Below are 16,453 nucleotides of genomic sequence, written 5' to 3'. Positions count from 1 at the left end.
GAACTTTGCAAGTGGTCGCTTCGTAAATTTGTACATCATATCCAGATATAAAACCATTTTTAATAAATCATTTATTTGCCTCCTAGTTATTTACATCACCTTCATTAATTAAATTATAAATACGAAAATAATACGGTACAATATTAAAAAAAGGGTTCTGTACCGGTATAGAGAATCCTATAATAAGGTGAAAATGGATTGAACATTTCGGCAATAGAGGTGAGAAATGTGAAAAAGAAATATGAACAGATTATCGACAATATTGAAGAACTTATCAAAATAAATCAGCTAAAACAGGGGGAACGACTTCCTTCGATACGTGCAATGGCTGAAAAATATAAGTGCAATAAATCAACTGTTATCCGTGCATATCAGGAACTTGAATTCAATCACAAGATTTATTCCATCCCTAAGGGGGGATTTTATTTAGTAGAAAAGCATCTTATAAATGATAAAAAATTTGAAAAAATAGATTTTTCAGAAGTCTTGCCAGATCCTAAGTTGTTGCCATATAAAGAATTTAATCATTGCATAAACAGAGCAGTAGAATTATATAAAGATAGTTTGTTTACGTATGGAAATATGCAGGGTTTGGAATCTTTAAGAAAGGTATTAGTCTATCATTTCAGTGAACATCAAGTATTTACTTCCAAAGACCATATTTTTATCACTTCAGGTGCGCAGCAAGCATTAAACATATTGACAAAAATGCGTTTTCCAAATCATAAGAGTGCTATCTTAGTTGAACAGCCTACTTACGGATTAATGCAGGAAATGGTCGAGCAAAATGGTATCAACCTAATTGGAATCGACCGGAATGATCAGGGCATTAACTTAGATGAATTAGAAATCATTTTTAAAAAACAAGACATCAAGTTTTTCTATACCATTCCAAGATTTCACAATCCTTTAGGGACAAGTTATTCTGAGAAAGAAAAAAAAGTGATAACTAGATTGGCAGAAAAGTATGATGTTTATATCGTTGAAGATGATTATCTTGTAGATATTGATTCGAATAAAAAGGTGTTGCCTGCCCATTATTATGATATATCTCAACGAACGGTTTATATAAAAAGCTTTTCAAAAGCATTTATGCCTGGCATTAGAATAGGAGCCGCTGTATTACCTGAAACATTGAGGGAGGTATTTTCAAAGCACAAACGATGTGATGATTTAAATACATCCGTATTAGCCCAAGGCGCATTAGAAATTTTTATTAACAGTGGGATGTATAAAAATCATATTAGGAAAACCCAATTAGCTTACCGAAAGAAAATGGATTGTTTAAAAGAATGTGTCGAACGTTTTAATTCGGCAGGAATAGAAATGATGATCCCGAAAACAGGATTTTTTGCTTGGATAAAACTTCCTAATGACATAAGAATGAATAGGCTGATTAAACAGTTGGAAGAAAAAGATGTCTATGTCTCTCCTGCTAACCATTATTTTATTAGTCACCATCGCAATAATCATGCTTTCAGACTATGTATTTCAAATCTAACAAACGAACAAATCAAAGCGGGCATACGAATTATCTTTGAGGAGATAGAAAAGTGTAGAGGGTAGATGATGGTTATTTTTACAATTAAAAAAAGTTTTACTTTATCGTTTGTATAAATTTATAGTCCTTTATATTAGAAAAATAAAAAATGAAGGTGAAAAAATGAAAGGAAGCAGTTGAATATTCATGTGAATGTCAATATATCATTTGCTCGATATTATGATACTGGAAATGGACGGACTAGAGGTTTGCAGAGCGATAGGGAACGGGTGGATTGTCCGATTCACTTTCTTACAGCACGCATTGAAGATTCAGATAAAATCCTTGGTTTTTGGGTATGGAATTGTTAATGTTGGGTGACGTTCTCTGGTTTATAAAAATGTCACCCATAAGACCATATATATAATTTATTTCAATGAATAAGTTGTAATAAGATTGAAGGGCTGTGAATCAGTTATTGTGTTTTTATTTAATTTATTGAAGTTTCTAACAGTCTCGATAAATTTCTCCACTGCTTTTGTCATGTAGGTATCTGCACGATGTATAAATACAGTTGATATTTTACTGTACTTTTCAGGTATCGAATGACATTGAATAAGTCCATCTGTTTCTAAGTGACTGACAGCAGATTTTGGTACAAGGCTAACGCCTAATCCTGATACTACTCCACCTAATATCGTTTCCAAAGTGCCAAATTCCATGATTTTTGGTGTTGTAATTCCTTCATCCTTTAGCCAGTTTCTTAGTTTTTCACGGTAGGTGCATCCTGTATGAAATACTAAAAGGGGTTCATTTTTTAAGTCCTCAATAGCCATTTTCTTTTTATTTGTAATTAAAACCAAGTCTTCTTGAAAAAGTTCGTGTTGAATAATATGTGGCTGCTGGTCAAATGCTGTTACAAATGCACCGTCTAATTTGAAGTTAACAACATCCTTCACAAGCTGCTCTGTTACACCCGTTACAAGGGATAAATCAACATTTGGGTATTTTTTATGAAAGGTAGATAATACGATAGGAAGTTTCATGACCGTCTCTACCGTTCCAAACTCGAGTGAGCCAGTAGGATTATCTGAATCTTGAACTACTTTTACCATTTCGTCTACCATTGATAGAATGTTTTGGGTGTAAGATAATAATTTTTTTCCGTCTGAATTTAAAATCATTCCACGGCTATATCGATGAAACAATCGTGTTTGTAATGCTTTTTCGATCAAATTAATTCTTGTCGTTATATGTGATTGCACATAGTTTAACTCTTTGGCCGCTTTACTAACACTTCCGTGGTAAGCAACAGCTTGAAAAATCCGCATATCTTTGATTTCCACTTGAATCCCTCCTTGTTTTTTCTGATATTTCAGAAAAAAATCCTGGCAAATTTTCTTTTAGATAACTTCATTTTACTACAAATCAAGATTTTTATATGAACCTGACAAAGTCATGTCGTTTTTTTAATTACAATCTACCACTATTAGTAATATATTGTATTATTTTTAATCATTTTACAATATATATTTCCAACATTAGAAGACTGGTAACAGAATGATTCGAATTATTTAAAAAATTAGATAAATAAATCGAGGTTTTGTACTAAGTTTCGTTTTTTTAACTACAATCTATCACTATTAGTAATATATTGTATCATTTTTAATCATTTTACAATATATATTTCCAACATTAGAATATTGGTAACAGAATAATTCGAATTGTTTAAAAAATTAGATAAATAAATCGAGGTTTTGTACTAAAGTTTCGGTTTTTTACTACAACCTATCACTATTAGTGATATAATGTATCATTTTTAATCATTTTACAATATATATTTCCAACATTAGAATGTTAGTAATAAGAATAATTCGAATTATTTTAAAATTTAGATAAATAATCAGGAGGGGGACAAAAAAGGGGGAATTTTGAAATGAACAAAAATAACATCTTGCGAGGAAGGTTGGGAATAGAGAATGACAACTGAAAAAAATTATGACGTAATCATTGTTGGAGCAGGATCTATGGGAATGGCAGCTGGCTACTATTTAGCAAAGCAAGGAGTTAGCACATTATTAGTTGATGCATTTGATCCTCCGCATACAAACGGCAGCCATCATGGTGAAACACGTATTATTCGTCATGCTTATGGTGAAGGAAGAGAATATGTGCCGTTTGCCCTAAGAGCACAAGAACTATGGTATGAGCTGGAAAATAAAACTCACCACAAAATTTTCACAAAAACTGGTGTGCTGGTTTTCGGTCCTAAAGGTGAATCTGATTTCGTAGCAGAAACGATGGAAGCTGCAGAGATCCATTCATTAACTGCTGATTTACTTGAAGGCAATGAACTAAATCAGCGTTGGCCTGGTATAACTGTTCCTGAAAATTATAATGCAATTTATGAACCAAATTCTGGAGTTTTATTCAGTGATAACTGTGTCCGAGCCTATCGTGAACTAGCTGAAGCGAATGGTGCTAAAATGTTAACCAATACACCGGTTGAGGATTTTGAAATTACAGAAGATTTAGTAACGATCCATACAGCAAATGGATCCTATACAGCTGGTAAATTGATTGTTAGTATGGGAGCTTGGAATAGCAAACTTCTTTCAAAACTAAACCTTGATATTCCATTACAGCCATATCGTCAAGTTGTTGGTTTCTTTGAATCTAATGAAGCACAATATAGCAATAATGTTGATTTTCCAGCATTCATGGTGGAAGTTTCAAATGGAATTTATTACGGATTCCCAAGCTTTGGTGGATGCGGATTAAAAATTGGCTACCATACATATGGTCAAGAAGTTGATCCAGATACTATCAATCGTGAATTTGGTGTATATCAGGAGGATGAAGAGAATCTCCGTCTATTCTTGGATAAATACATGCCTGGAGCAAATGGAGAATTAAAAAAAGGAGCTGTCTGCATGTATACAAAAACACCAGACGAGCATTTTGTTATCGATTTACATCCTGAGTACTCAAATGTAGCGCTTGCTGCAGGTTTCTCTGGCCATGGATTTAAATTTTCAAGTGTAGTTGGGGAAACATTAAGCCAATTAGTCACAACTGGAAAAACAGAACATGATATTTCCCTTTTTTCCATTAACCGGCCTGTGTTGCAAAAAAATCTTCAAAAATAGTATAGACTTTTTGCTGTAAATATCAGAAAATTTTAAAAATATAGTTATTTTTAAAGTGAAAGAGAGGGTGTAATCGAGTGATGGAGCAAAAAAAGATTGTCATTATCGGAGCAGGGGTTGTAGGCAGCAGTCTTGCTTACTTTTTAAGCAAAATGGGACAGCAAAATATTACAGTTATTGAACAAGGACCACTTGTGGAAACTGGAGGATCAACCTCCCATGCTCCAGGACTTGTATTTCAATTAAGCTTTTCAAAAGTATTGACCAAATTAGCTAATAGTACAGTGAGCACCTTTAAAGAGTTAAGCACAAATGAACGTCCATCATTTTATTCAGTAGGAAGTGTTGAAGTAGCGAATACTCCAGAGCGGCTAGAAGATTTAAAACGAAAAGCTGGAGTAGCAGCATCTTGGGGGATGGAAGCATCCATTCTTACTCCTGAAGAATGCAGCGAAAAATCTTCATTAATAGATTCTAATAATATTTATGGAGGTTTGTTTACCCCATCTGATGGGATTGCGAAGCCATTAAATGCAGTACAAGAAATGATGGAATTTGCTAAATCATGTGGCGTAAAGTTTTACGGTGAAACAGAGGTCATTGACATCGATGTTCAAGATGGTCATGTGAAAAAAGTAATAACAAGTTCAGGAGAATTTGATGCTGATTTAATTGTTTGCTGTGCAGGTTTTTGGGGGCCGCGAATTGGTGAAATGGTTGGAGTGACGATTCCGCTGCAGCCGATGGCGCATCAATTTGTATGGACAGAAGATTTAAAAGAATTTGCTGAGGAGTCAGAAGAAGTAACAATGCCGCTTATTCGCCATCAAGATAGTGCGATGTATTACCGTCAAGTGTTTAACCGACTAGGTGTAGGTTCTTATCAACATCGTGCGCTGCCGGTTGAAGTAGATGAAATTACAAAATATGGCGAATCAAAAGAAATGCCTTCTGTAAAACCATTCACTCCTGAGGATTTTGAAAAGCCTTGGCAAGATGCTACCCGTTTAATGCCATCATTAAAAGATACAAGTATTACGAAGGGAATCAATGGAATCTTTTCCTTTACGCCAGATGAGATGCCGTTGCTGGGAGAATCTCATAAGGTAAAAGGATTTTGGGTGGCAGAAGCGATTTGGGTTACACATTCTGCCGGTGTTGCGAAAGAAATGGCGGAATGGATTGTAAATGGCGTCCCTACACTTGATTTAGAATTATGTGATATTAACCGTTTTGACGACTATGCACAGAGCCCATCTTTCTATAAAGCGCGCTCAATTGAAAATTATTTAAAAGTGTATGATATTCATCATCCATACATGCCTCATGATACAGGTCGAAACGTAAGGGTAAGTCCATATTATATTCGTCAAGAAGCGTTAGGTGCAGTATATAATGAAAAGTCTGGTTGGGAGCAGCCGCAATGGTATAAAGAAAATGCATCGCTTGTTTCAACTTATGAAAATGAAATCAGGCAAAAGGATAACTGGGCTGCACAATTTTGGTCGCCAATTATTGAAGCAGAACAAATCCATGCTCAAAAATTTGCAGGACTTTTTGATGCTACGGCATCAAGAAAATATTTAGAGGTTAGTGGAGAAGGAACAATAGAGTTGCTGCAGCAATTAACGACTAGTAATATTGATATTTCAATTGGAACATTTACGAAAACGTTTATGCTGCATGAATCAGCAGGAATAAAGGATGAGATAACAGTGATTCGTACAATCGAGTCAACATTTATCGTTCTTTGTTCTGGGGCAGTAGAAGCAAGCTGGATTAAAAAGCATGTTTCACCGAGCAGCAATGTTGTCATAAATGATCTTACTGCTGGAATGTGCAGTCTTTTGATTAAAGGTTCGAAAACAAAAGAATTTATGCAATCAGTTCTTAACAAGAATTTCGAGGAATCATTAGAAGTTGGACAAGTAAGGAAGCTATATATTGACCATATACCGGTCCTTTCATTCTATCAATCTATAAATGGTTCAGAGAGCTGGGAGTTATTCACTACTTCTGATCAAGGGTTAGGATTATGGGACGTTTTATATAAAGAAGGCCAGCCTTACCAGCTAATTGCAGCAGGTGAACGTGCTCTAGATGGACTTAGAATGGAGTCTCTTATTCCTAAGCCAGGAAAAGATTTTTGGAGTGAAATGACTCCATATGAAATAGAATCCATGCAAAAGGTCGACCTTGATAAACATGCGTTTATTGGAAAGGATGCAGTTCTTGATCATAAGTTGACTGGACCTAGACACTTGCTTGCTACATTGGTATTAGATGATCCATCCGTTGTGATAATGGGATATGAACCAGTGTATGATAAAGAGAAATCAGTAGGGTTTGTTACAAGCTTTGGTTATTCTTATGAAAGGAAAACAGGTGTAGCATTTGCAATTCTTTCTCCTGAAATAGTAAAAGAAGGAAATTCTCTAAGTATTGAATATTTTGGAGAGAAATACACAGCAAAAATCATATCACAGTCGGCTTTTATTACTCATTAAGTTATTTTAGATAAAATTATATTATTTAATTGATTGGGAGGAATAATGATGGTTGTTGCAAATCTGTCAGAGAAATTGAAGGCTACTCTTAAAGGAGGACTATATACAGATCCAGCTGTTTTTGAATTAGAAAAGAAACATATTTTTTCAGAGACTTGGACTTTTATTGGCTACGAATATGAAGTAGCAGAGTCGGGGCAATATATGACAACAAAAGTGGAGAATGAAAATATTGTTGTTGTTAGAGGAAAGGATAATGTATTGCGGGCTTTCCTAAATGTTTGCCGACATCGAGGAGCGACTCTTTGCAGTGATCCTTGTGGGAAAACGGGCGTCATTCGCTGTCCTTATCACTCTTGGAGCTATGGGCTGGATGGTACGCTGTTAGGCGTACCGAATACTAGTGAATGTCGTGAAGAGCTAGTAAAAAATGAACAGTTTGGTTTAGAGTCTGTACACCTTCAAACATGGCATGGAATGATTTGGGTCAACTTATCGGAAAATCCAAAACCAGTTGAGGAACAATTAGATAAACAGATTATGGATCGATTTGGTGAACTTGATACGATTGCTAGATATGGCATTGGAGATTTAAAAGTTGCTCACCGAGAAGAGTATGAGGTAGATTCAAACTGGAAAATCATTATTGAAAATTTTCAAGAATGTTATCACTGTTCATCCATTCATCCAGAACTAACTGACACTTTTCCTGAATTCAAGTCAGGAATTGGAACGCAAAATGGAGTTGGTACTGGAGCGACATTTAGTGAAAACCATGAAGCTTTTTCATTAAGCGGAAAAGGAAATCGTCCTCCATTAAAAGGATTGCTTCCTGAAGACGATCGAACTTATTTTGGAATGACGATTTTGCCTCTTGTATTCATAAATTTAACGCCAGATCATGTCATTATTCATCGCTGTATACCAATTAGTGCAGATAAAACAAAAGTTATTTGTGATTGGTTATTCGATCCGGAAGAAATGGCAAAGCCAGATTTTGATCCAATGGATGCAGTCGGGTTATTTCATCGAGTGAATTTACAAGATTTTGAGGCATGCCAATGGTGTCAAGAAAATATGGGATCGAAAGCTTATAAAAATGGCGGCATATTAGTGCCGATTGAACAACATGTAACAAAATTCTATGAATATGTTCTTGATTCCATTCAGTTGAGTGAGGACAATGAATAAAGGATGTTAAAGAATATGTAGCATGCTTAATGTAATAGAAACTCACTAACATACTAAATCTTTCTAAGTATTTAATAGAAGAGAATGGAATAGTTAAAATTCCTATTTATCCACCTTCCTTCTAAAGTGTGTAAATTTGGTTGGTACGCAACAGTGTATCAACCAAACACACAAGCTTTCATTTCTTGGGAGCTATTTTCTATTCCAATAATTTTATGGGATAACCTCCTTTCATTTTTGATCAGGGGAAGGAATCTTCAGGATACCAAGAGCGCACTTGTTGATTAATCACCCTCACATATTAGAACTCACTCTAGTCCATGAGCTGCCTGGAAGCTCCAACTTCCCATGGGTTGTTAGGAGGAACAGCCTGCGGGTTAAAAGTTCAAACAAGAGCGGAGGAGACAGAACTTTGTTAGTAGTCAAAGCTACAGGAGTGAAAAGAAATTCCCCAAACGCTTCTGAGGCCATTATCTAGGGACATCTCTAAAAGTCCAATTCTATAATTTGAAAATTGTTCAGATAGTGGGAGGCTAGCCCTCCACTATCTGAACTAACTTCTATGATGTTATCAAAGAGCAATTAACAAACTGGAAATTACCTTAAAAAAGGATTCTAAACTTTCGATACGAGGAGGAAATAAAATGGAGATGCCTTCAAAAATAACCACCCCTATTATTCATGTAGCCAATGTTTCTAAAGTTTTCGGACGCCAAAAAGAGCTTGCTTTAAAGCTAAGAGGTGAAGGAAAAAGTAAATATGAAGTAGAACAGGCGACAAAAACAAATGTTGCTATCCATAATGCTAATTTTGAAGTGAAAAAAGGAGAAACGTTTGCCTTAATTGGGCTTTCTGGTAGTGGGAAATCAACTTTATTAAGGTGTTTAAATGGTTTAGTTCAACCATCAGAAGGGAAAATCTTATTGGAAAATGATGATATAGCTCAGCTGTCGAAAAAAAATCTTCAGCAAATACGCAGAAATAAAATCGGGATGGTCTTTCAAAATGTCGGACTTTTACCAAACCGAACTGTCCTTGATAACATTACTTTCGGCTTAGAATTAAAAGGGGTGTCTGCACAGGAAAGGGAAAAAAGAGGGAAAGATGCCCTTGAATATGTTGGCTTAAATGGTCAGGCTTATAAACGTATTTTTCAACTATCAGGAGGAATGCAGCAGAGAGTTGGCTTAGCTAGGGCGCTTGCATCGGATCAGGAGATATTATTAATGGATGAACCTTTTTCGGCTTTAGATCCATTGATTAGACGAGAGATGCAAAAATTATTTCTTGATATACAAGATGAGATTCAAAAGACTGTTATTTTTGTCACACATGACTTAGATGAAGCATTAACTTTAGGACACCGTGCAGCAGTGATGAAAGATGGAGAGATTGTCCAGCTTGGCACAGCCGAGGATATTCTTAGTACACCTGCGACTGAATATGTAGAACAGCTTGTTCAAGGCGTAGACTACAGCAAAATTCGTCTAGCCAAAAGCGCAATGAAGCCTGTTCAAGTTTTTGCTTATGAGAAAGAATTGCCGCAAGTTATTTTAAGAAGAATGAAAATCAACCAGCTCTCTTCCATTTATGTCGTAAATGAAAATCACTGCTTAAAAGGGGTGTTAAGCCTATATCAAGTTTTAGAACAAGTTGAAAAGCGAAAGCAAGATTTGTCTCAAGCAGTTAGTGATCATTTTTATAAAGTTCATATTAATCAAACTTTACGAGAAATCCTTCCTTTATTTGCTAAAGAAATTCTTCCTGTAGCAGTTGTCGACGACCACAATCGATTAAAAGGGGAAATTTTATCTAGCTCACTAATTGCAAGTTTAACAGAGAAAGTAACAACCACAGAAAAAAAAGATATTGAATTAAAAGAGGTGGTGCAAAAATGAGCAATAAAAACGATTTCCTTCCAACACTGCCTCTTGATAAGTGGGCAAATTCATTTGTTGATTTTATCACAGCCAATTTTTCTGGGGTGTTTGACTTAATTAATTCTTTTATGACTAGTTTAATTGATGGATTAGAATGGCTGTTGACTACCCCACCTTCCTTAGTCATGGTAGCGATTATAGTTGGACTTGCTTGGTGGTTGGCGAATTGGAAAGTTGCTTCCTTCACATGCTTTGGTCTGCTTTTAATTGTTAGTTTAAATTTATGGGAAGCATCTATGCTTACTTTAGCCCTTGTTCTTACTTCAACCATTATTTCCCTTATCATTGGTGTTCCTTTAGGCGTACTATCCTACCGTTTTAAAAGAGTAAGATCCATTGTTCAACCTGTACTAGATATTATGCAAACGATGCCTGCTTTTGTTTATTTAATACCAGCAGTACTGATTTTTGGTTTAGGGAATGTAACGGCTCTATTAGCTACATTTGTTTTTGCAATGCCGCCTGCTGTTCGTTTAACTTTATTGGGGCTTCAACAAGTTCCTGAAGCCACTATAGAAGCTGCTGAAGCATTTGGAGCAAGTGAGTGGCAAAAGCTGATTAAAGTTCAGCTTCCATTAGCGCTGCCAATGATTATGTCAGGTGTCAACCAAGTAATTATGCTGTCTCTTTCTATGGTTGTCATCTCATCTATGGTTGGAGCTGGAGGTTTAGGAGCAGAGATATTAAGAAGTATAAGCATGTTGGATGTTGGTTTAGGTTTTATAGGAGGAATTTCTATTGTCATTATTGCCATTATCTTGGATCGAATGACCATCCTTGGCACCGATAAAAATAAAACATCAAATCAACCAAATCATTGATAGTTGGAGAGGATGGAGAGAAAATGAAGCGAGGCTGCTATCTGTTTATATTATTTCTATTAATCTTAAATTTGACTGCGTGTGGAAGTACCTCAACTTCAAAGTCGAGTGATCAAGAGGATAAAGGGACGAAGGAAATTACGATTGGATATATACCTTGGGATGAAGATGTTGCCGTTTCTTATTTGTGGAAGTCTTTATTAGAGGAGAAAGGGTATAAAGTGAAACTAGTTCAAGCTGATGTTGCACCAATATTTTCCGGTGTTGCAAAGGGAAGCATCGATTTATTTTTAGATACATGGATGCCGACAACTCATTCTGCTTATATGGAAAAATACAACGATAAAATTTCAGTGCTTGGCACTTGGTATCATGAAGCGGATAGTGGACTAGCTGTACCAGACTATATGGATATTCAATCAATAGAAGATTTAAAAAATAAAGCAGAGGAAGTTGGCGGGAAAATTATTGGCATTGAACCTGGAGCTGGTTTAATGCGGCTGACAAGAGAGAATGCGATTCCTGATTATGGATTAAATAGCATGACGCTAGTAGAAAGCAGCACCCCTGCGATGCTTGCAGCGTTAGAAAAAGCAGTATCAAGCAAGAAGCCAATTGTCGTTACTCTTTGGCGTCCTCATTGGGCGTTTGAAGAATATAATTTAAGATATTTAGAAGATCCGAAAAACGCGATGAATCCGAGTGGAGCAGAAAAACTTCAAATTATCGGTCCAAAAGATTTTTCCACTAAGTTTCCCGAAGTTGCTAAATGGATGGAATCATTTAAAATGGATTTAACGCAAATTGCCCAATTAGAGGCCGAAATTATGAAAAGCAAGGATGAAGCGAAAGGAGTGGAAAATTGGCTTTCAAAAAATGAAAGTCTAAAAGAGGATTGGTTAAAATAGATTTAAGCTATTAAAAAATCAGAATATTCAAACCGATGATAAACAAAACAAATTTCGTATTTCTTACAAAATTATAATGACGGATGATGATTGTGGGAGAGAGTGAAGAAAAAATGCCACCGAAGGAGCAAGTCCCATAAACCCCCTTGGGATTAATCTCTCAGGTAAATAGAACCACAATAGGACGGATCTCTGGAGAGAGCTGTATTTTAAGTTCAAATACGCCACCAAAGGGGAAAGCTCTAAGTCAAGGTGTAGAAAAAGTAATAATTGCAGAAACTTTAGGCTGATCGAAAACGTTTGTATTTCGAGGTGTGAAGCCTTGGGAGGAGCGGAGTTACCGTGTTTGGGTAATGAGCATCCGAGCAAGGAGAACAACGAAGAAATCGAGCGTTTCTCGACAGCCTGGCACTATTTATTATAGAGTGAAACTCTCAGGTAAAAGGACAGAGAAGGGTAGCTTGCTCTACCTTTCTTTGTCTTTTTTTATACAGAAAAGGTGAGCCTGCTATTTTAACAGACAGTTTATATCTGTTTAAGGAAGGAGTATTCTATGGAATTTCAAAGCTGTTTTGACATTATTGGGCCGGTTATGGTGGGACCATCGAGTTCCCATACAGCTGGTGTTGTTTCGATTGGAAAGTTTATTTATGAATTGTTAGGCGGATGTCCGGAAAGTGCGGAAATTACATTCTACGGTTCCTTTTCTGAAACCTATCAAGGTCATGGAACAGATAAGGCTATACTTGGCGGGCTGCTTGGAATGGATACAGATGATTCTCGAATTAAATATGCCATCGAGTTAACGAAACGGAATGGACTGCATTATGAACTTAAGCTTGAAGAACATTGTTCTTATTTTGATCATCCGAATACAGTAGTTGTTAAGGCAGTACGGGGAGAAGATATAGTGAAAGTTGGCGGAGCATCACTGGGCGGCGGTTTATCCAAAATCTTTTTGATAAATGAAGAAAAGCTTGATATTCGTTTAAGTACAAATGAAAATTATTCGATACTCGCAGCACAATGCCGACCATATATAATGAAGGAAGTACTGGAGGGGATTTGATGGAAATTCGATCGATGCATGAGCTGATTGAAATTTGTCTGAATGAACAGAAAACGATTGGTGAAGTCATGCTAATGATGGAGGCTGAGAAGTCACGTAGAGATAAAGAGACGATTATCAATATGATGAAAGAACGGCTTATCAAAATGAAGGATGCGATTGATACCGGATTAAAAGATGGGTCAACAGCGCCGAGCGGTATTTCAGGTGGAGATGCGGTCAAAATGAGTCACTATGCTAATCAAGGGAAAGCACTTTCAGGTGATTACATACGAGACTCGATGACATTTTCACTGGCGACATCTGAAACCAATGCCCGTATGGGGGTTATTGTAGCTACCCCGACAGCTGGAGCAGCCGGTATTTTACCTGGAGTGCTTTTTTCTCTACAAAAAAATGACGGTACCTGCTATAACGATTTAGTCATGGGACTGTTTACGGCAAGTGCCCTTGGTTATGTTATTGCTAACCGTTCTTTTATTTCAGGAGCAGCAGGAGGATGTCAAGCAGAGGTTGGTTCTGCAACAGCTATGGCAGCAGGGACGATTGTTGAGTTAAAAGGAGGTACACCAAAACAAGCTATTAACGCAACAGCAATCGCTTTGAAATCATTATTAGGATTAGTTTGTGATCCAGTCGCTGGGCTTGTGGAAGTTCCTTGTATTAAGAGAAATGTGATCGGAACATCTATAGCCTTCTCAGCTGCTGATTTATCTCTTGCAGGTGTAGAAAGCCGAATTCCATGTGATGAAGTCATTGAGGCTATGTACAAAATTGGAAGTGAAATGCCAAGGACTCTTAGAGAAACAGCACTAGGAGGTCTTGCCATGACTGATACAGGGAAGAAAGTAAAAGAACAGATTTTCCGAAAGATGTAAAAATGAAAAATCCATGATTTAATATTAGAGGAAGTTAAGTACTTTTTCTCAATAAAAGGCTTGTTCCACCTAAAGTAGAATACTCATTGATGGAACAAGGAAAAAGCTTGATGCCGATTCTTGAGTCTATGTACGAATGGGGGAAAAATTACATGAACACTGTGATGAAGGATCAAGTTAATATAAATTAATATTTTTATTTATCGAAAACTATAGCAAACTAGTTACGGTGTACAACTAAATAATCAGAATCCACTTTTTTAAGGTAAAGGAGTAGATCATTTGATTAAAAAAGGAGAAATGAAAATATGGTTTTTTATGTTTCGATCTTGTTGACGGGAGTTTTTATTATTTGGGGGATTTTTTTTACAGATAGCTTATCGTCTATGGTCAATACCCTTTTTAAAGGTAGTGTTGGCAACTTCGGATGGGTTTATATCAGTTCAACCTTAATTTTTATAATATTTTCATTTTACTTGTTAGTGTCTAAATACGGTGATATTAGATTAGGCAAAGAAAGGGACAAACCAGAATTTAAGACTATTTCCTGGTTGTCTATGTTATTTGGTGCAGGTATGGGGATTGGAATTATCTTTTGGAGTATTGCAGAACCTGTGACCCATTATTCAAATCCACCTTCTGGAAAAGGTTTTACAGAAGCAGCAGCTAATTTATCGATGGAGTACACGTTTTTTCATTGGGGTATTCACCCATGGGCTATCTACACAGTCATTGGCTTAGCCCTCTCCTTTTTTCAATTTAATAAAAATTTGCCTGCATCTGTGAGTTCTGCTTTTTATCCCCTTTTAAAAGAAAAAATTTATGGCCCAATTGGAAAAACAATTGATATCTTTTCTGTAATTGCCACCGTTTTTGGTATAGCTACATCTCTGGGTTTAGGAGCTATGCAAATCTCAGGTGGACTTAATTACTTTTTTAATATTCCAAATACAGTTAATGTTCAAATTATCGTTATCTTCATTTCAACCGTCCTGCTCTTGATCTCTATATCCACTGGATTAGAAAAAGGGATTCAATACTTATCTAACACCGCCTTGTTCCTATCAATTTTGATGTTATCTTTAGTCTTAATCGTGGGATCGACTTCTGAGATTTTTAAGGTCTTTTGTAATACACTGGGGGGCTATTTAGGTAATTTTATGGAAATGAGTCTAAGATTAAGACCCTTTGGAGACAACTTGTGGATAGGAAACTGGACTGTGTACTATTGGGCATGGTGGATTGCATGGGCTCCTTTTGTTGGTATGTTTATTGCCCGAATTTCCAAAGGAAGAACAATAAAGGAGTTTGTCCTTGGGGTATTAATCGCCCCTTCACTTGGTACATTTGCTTGGTTATCTATCTTTGGAGGACAAGTTCTCCATCTTATCCATAACTTAGGTTACAAGGATTTAGTTGAAAAAATCACATCAAATGTAGATTTATCAATTTTTACTTTTTTTGATTATCTTCCAGCAAGTTCAATTCTAAGTGTTGTAGGCTTTGCGATTATGATAATTTATTATATAACTGTAGCTGATACATCAACTTTTGTGTTGGGTATGCTCAGTGAAAGAGGGAATTTAAATCCATCGAATAAAGTTAAAATTACATGGGGAGTCATCCAGTCAATGGTTGCTGCAGTGTTACTTTTGGCAGGAGGTTTGCAGGTACTACAAACTGCCTCCATCACAGCCTCGCTCCCTTTTGCGATTATTATGGTTATCATGTGTTGGTCTTTCTTTAAAGAATTAAAGAATGAAGCAAAGGAAAATAAAATTCCGAACCCAAAAGAAAGAATTTCATAAGTAGAGTGTAATACAGAACTAGCAAAATTAATAGATTTAATATAAAGAAGATTAAGATACAAATTATCAATTTTAATAATTAAATATTAAGTGTAAGCCCCCAATCAAACAACGTATATGAACATGCAGCACCTCCTGGTACGATGAACGTATCAATTTAAAGAGGTGCTTTTCCTATGTCGCAACAAAAACTTACAATTGCCCCCGTTACACTACATTCCGAAAATAAAGTAACAGTCCCGAAGTTAATACAAATTCACGATTTAATTAATTTAAAATTAATCTGCTAGTAATAATTATAGCACTACGAATTCAGTTTTAAACATTTTACTTACCAGTTAATATCAGCAGATTCAGCAACATTTGTATTAGGTATGCAAACAACAAATGGTTCGCTTAATCCGCCAAATAGAATTAAGTTTATATGGGGAATAATTCAATCTGCAACAGCTGTTATATTGCTTTGGTCAGGTGGATTAGGTGCCCTTCAAATGGCATCAATTGTAGCTGCATTCCCATTTGAAATTATTATGATTCTAATGGTCTTCTCATTAGTTAAATCGTTAAGAGAAGAAAAAGTAAAAAATAATCAAAATCTCTCTAAAGAATTTAAGAAAATGGAAACTAATCTAGTTAAAATAAAGGGATAGTAGCCGCCAAATTGATGAAAAAAGACGACTCAACATTTACTTTGTGAATGTT

At 36.0% G+C, this 16,453-nt stretch carries 11 protein-coding genes, 2 pseudogenes and 1 riboswitch; of the genes and pseudogenes, 12 read left to right on the top strand and 1 reads right to left on the bottom strand.

The genetic code is table 11. From position 1 onward, the window contains the following. The first annotated feature begins 198 nt into the window (after positions 1–198). Positions 199–1,566: an aminotransferase-like domain-containing protein gene (locus ACTXGU_RS16010; protein ID WP_443482529.1), complete on the top strand. Its 1,368-nt coding sequence runs from the start codon at positions 199–201 to the stop codon at positions 1,564–1,566. A gap of 342 nt (positions 1,567–1,908) precedes the next feature. Here the strand turns inward: ACTXGU_RS16010 and ACTXGU_RS16005 are convergent, their stop codons facing one another. Then, complete coding sequence (locus ACTXGU_RS16005; RefSeq protein WP_443482528.1) at positions 1,909–2,826, bottom strand: LysR family transcriptional regulator; 918 nt, start codon at positions 2,824–2,826, stop codon at positions 1,909–1,911. 633 nt (positions 2,827–3,459) lie between these two features. Between ACTXGU_RS16005 and solA the strand changes: the two genes are divergently transcribed. From solA to ACTXGU_RS15950, 11 genes and pseudogenes are all read left to right on the top strand, one after another. Further along, positions 3,460–4,629 (top strand): N-methyl-L-tryptophan oxidase, encoded by a 1,170-nt coding sequence (gene solA / locus ACTXGU_RS16000; protein ID WP_443482527.1) that lies wholly within the window; start codon positions 3,460–3,462, stop codon positions 4,627–4,629. Between the two features lie 80 nt (positions 4,630–4,709). Next, positions 4,710–7,136, top strand: a complete 2,427-nt coding sequence (locus tag ACTXGU_RS15995) for an FAD-dependent oxidoreductase (protein WP_443482526.1) — start codon at positions 4,710–4,712, stop codon at positions 7,134–7,136. A 45-nt stretch (positions 7,137–7,181) separates the two neighbouring features. Continuing rightward, entirely contained in the window at positions 7,182–8,327 is a 1,146-nt protein-coding gene (locus ACTXGU_RS15990) for an aromatic ring-hydroxylating oxygenase subunit alpha (protein WP_443482525.1), read from the top strand. A 644-nt stretch (positions 8,328–8,971) separates the two neighbouring features. Next, positions 8,972–10,225, top strand: coding sequence for a quaternary amine ABC transporter ATP-binding protein (locus tag ACTXGU_RS15985; RefSeq protein WP_443482524.1), 1,254 nt, complete (start codon positions 8,972–8,974; stop codon positions 10,223–10,225). Next, positions 10,222–11,088 (top strand): ABC transporter permease, encoded by an 867-nt coding sequence (locus ACTXGU_RS15980; RefSeq protein ID WP_443482523.1) that lies wholly within the window; start codon positions 10,222–10,224, stop codon positions 11,086–11,088. The genes ACTXGU_RS15985 and ACTXGU_RS15980 overlap by 4 nt, the downstream gene beginning before the upstream one ends. Before the next feature lie 23 nt (positions 11,089–11,111). Beyond that, complete coding sequence (locus ACTXGU_RS15975) at positions 11,112–11,996, top strand: glycine betaine ABC transporter substrate-binding protein (RefSeq protein WP_443482522.1); 885 nt, start codon at positions 11,112–11,114, stop codon at positions 11,994–11,996. 83 nt (positions 11,997–12,079) lie between these two features. Next, a riboswitch (glycine riboswitch) is annotated at positions 12,080–12,183 on the top strand. Between the two features lie 366 nt (positions 12,184–12,549). Next, a complete protein-coding gene (locus ACTXGU_RS15970) occupies positions 12,550–13,065 on the top strand; it encodes a serine dehydratase beta chain (RefSeq protein WP_443482521.1) in 516 nt (171 codons plus the stop codon). Then, the gene (sdaAA, locus tag ACTXGU_RS15965) at positions 13,065–13,943 is read left to right on the top strand and encodes an L-serine ammonia-lyase, iron-sulfur-dependent, subunit alpha (protein WP_443482520.1); all 879 of its coding nucleotides are present in this window, start codon (positions 13,065–13,067) and stop codon (positions 13,941–13,943) included. The genes ACTXGU_RS15970 and sdaAA overlap by 1 nt, the downstream gene beginning before the upstream one ends. A gap of 59 nt (positions 13,944–14,002) precedes the next feature. After that, a pseudogene (locus ACTXGU_RS15960) lies at positions 14,003–14,134 on the top strand (winged helix-turn-helix transcriptional regulator); the annotation flags it as partial. Positions 14,135–14,251: 117 nt separating this feature from the next. Then, positions 14,252–15,751 carry a BCCT family transporter gene (locus tag ACTXGU_RS15955; protein ID WP_443482519.1) on the top strand — a complete coding sequence of 500 codons (1,500 nt, stop codon included), beginning with the start codon at positions 14,252–14,254 and terminating at the stop codon, positions 15,749–15,751. Positions 15,752–16,080: 329 nt separating this feature from the next. Beyond that, positions 16,081–16,401: pseudogene (locus ACTXGU_RS15950) on the top strand (BCCT family transporter); the annotation flags it as partial. Between the last annotated feature and the right edge of the window lie 52 nt (positions 16,402–16,453).

The organism is Niallia sp. 01092 (assembly GCF_052318935.1).
In the GTDB taxonomy this organism is placed as follows: Bacteria; Bacillota; Bacilli; order Bacillales; family Cytobacillaceae; genus Niallia.
This window is presented reverse-complemented; position numbering and strand designations above follow the sequence as displayed.

Coding starts and splice junctions, on each gene's coding strand:
- solA (WP_443482527.1), top strand. CDS start 3,460: ATGACAACTGAAAAAAATTATGACGTAATCATTGTTGGAGCAGGATCT.
- ACTXGU_RS15995 (WP_443482526.1), top strand. CDS start 4,710: ATGGAGCAAAAAAAGATTGTCATTATCGGAGCAGGGGTTGTAGGCAGC.
- ACTXGU_RS15990 (WP_443482525.1), top strand. CDS start 7,182: ATGATGGTTGTTGCAAATCTGTCAGAGAAATTGAAGGCTACTCTTAAA.
- ACTXGU_RS15985 (WP_443482524.1), top strand. CDS start 8,972: ATGGAGATGCCTTCAAAAATAACCACCCCTATTATTCATGTAGCCAAT.
- ACTXGU_RS15980 (WP_443482523.1), top strand. CDS start 10,222: ATGAGCAATAAAAACGATTTCCTTCCAACACTGCCTCTTGATAAGTGG.
- ACTXGU_RS15975 (WP_443482522.1), top strand. CDS start 11,112: ATGAAGCGAGGCTGCTATCTGTTTATATTATTTCTATTAATCTTAAAT.
- ACTXGU_RS15970 (WP_443482521.1), top strand. CDS start 12,550: ATGGAATTTCAAAGCTGTTTTGACATTATTGGGCCGGTTATGGTGGGA.
- sdaAA (WP_443482520.1), top strand. CDS start 13,065: ATGGAAATTCGATCGATGCATGAGCTGATTGAAATTTGTCTGAATGAA.
- ACTXGU_RS15955 (WP_443482519.1), top strand. CDS start 14,252: ATGGTTTTTTATGTTTCGATCTTGTTGACGGGAGTTTTTATTATTTGG.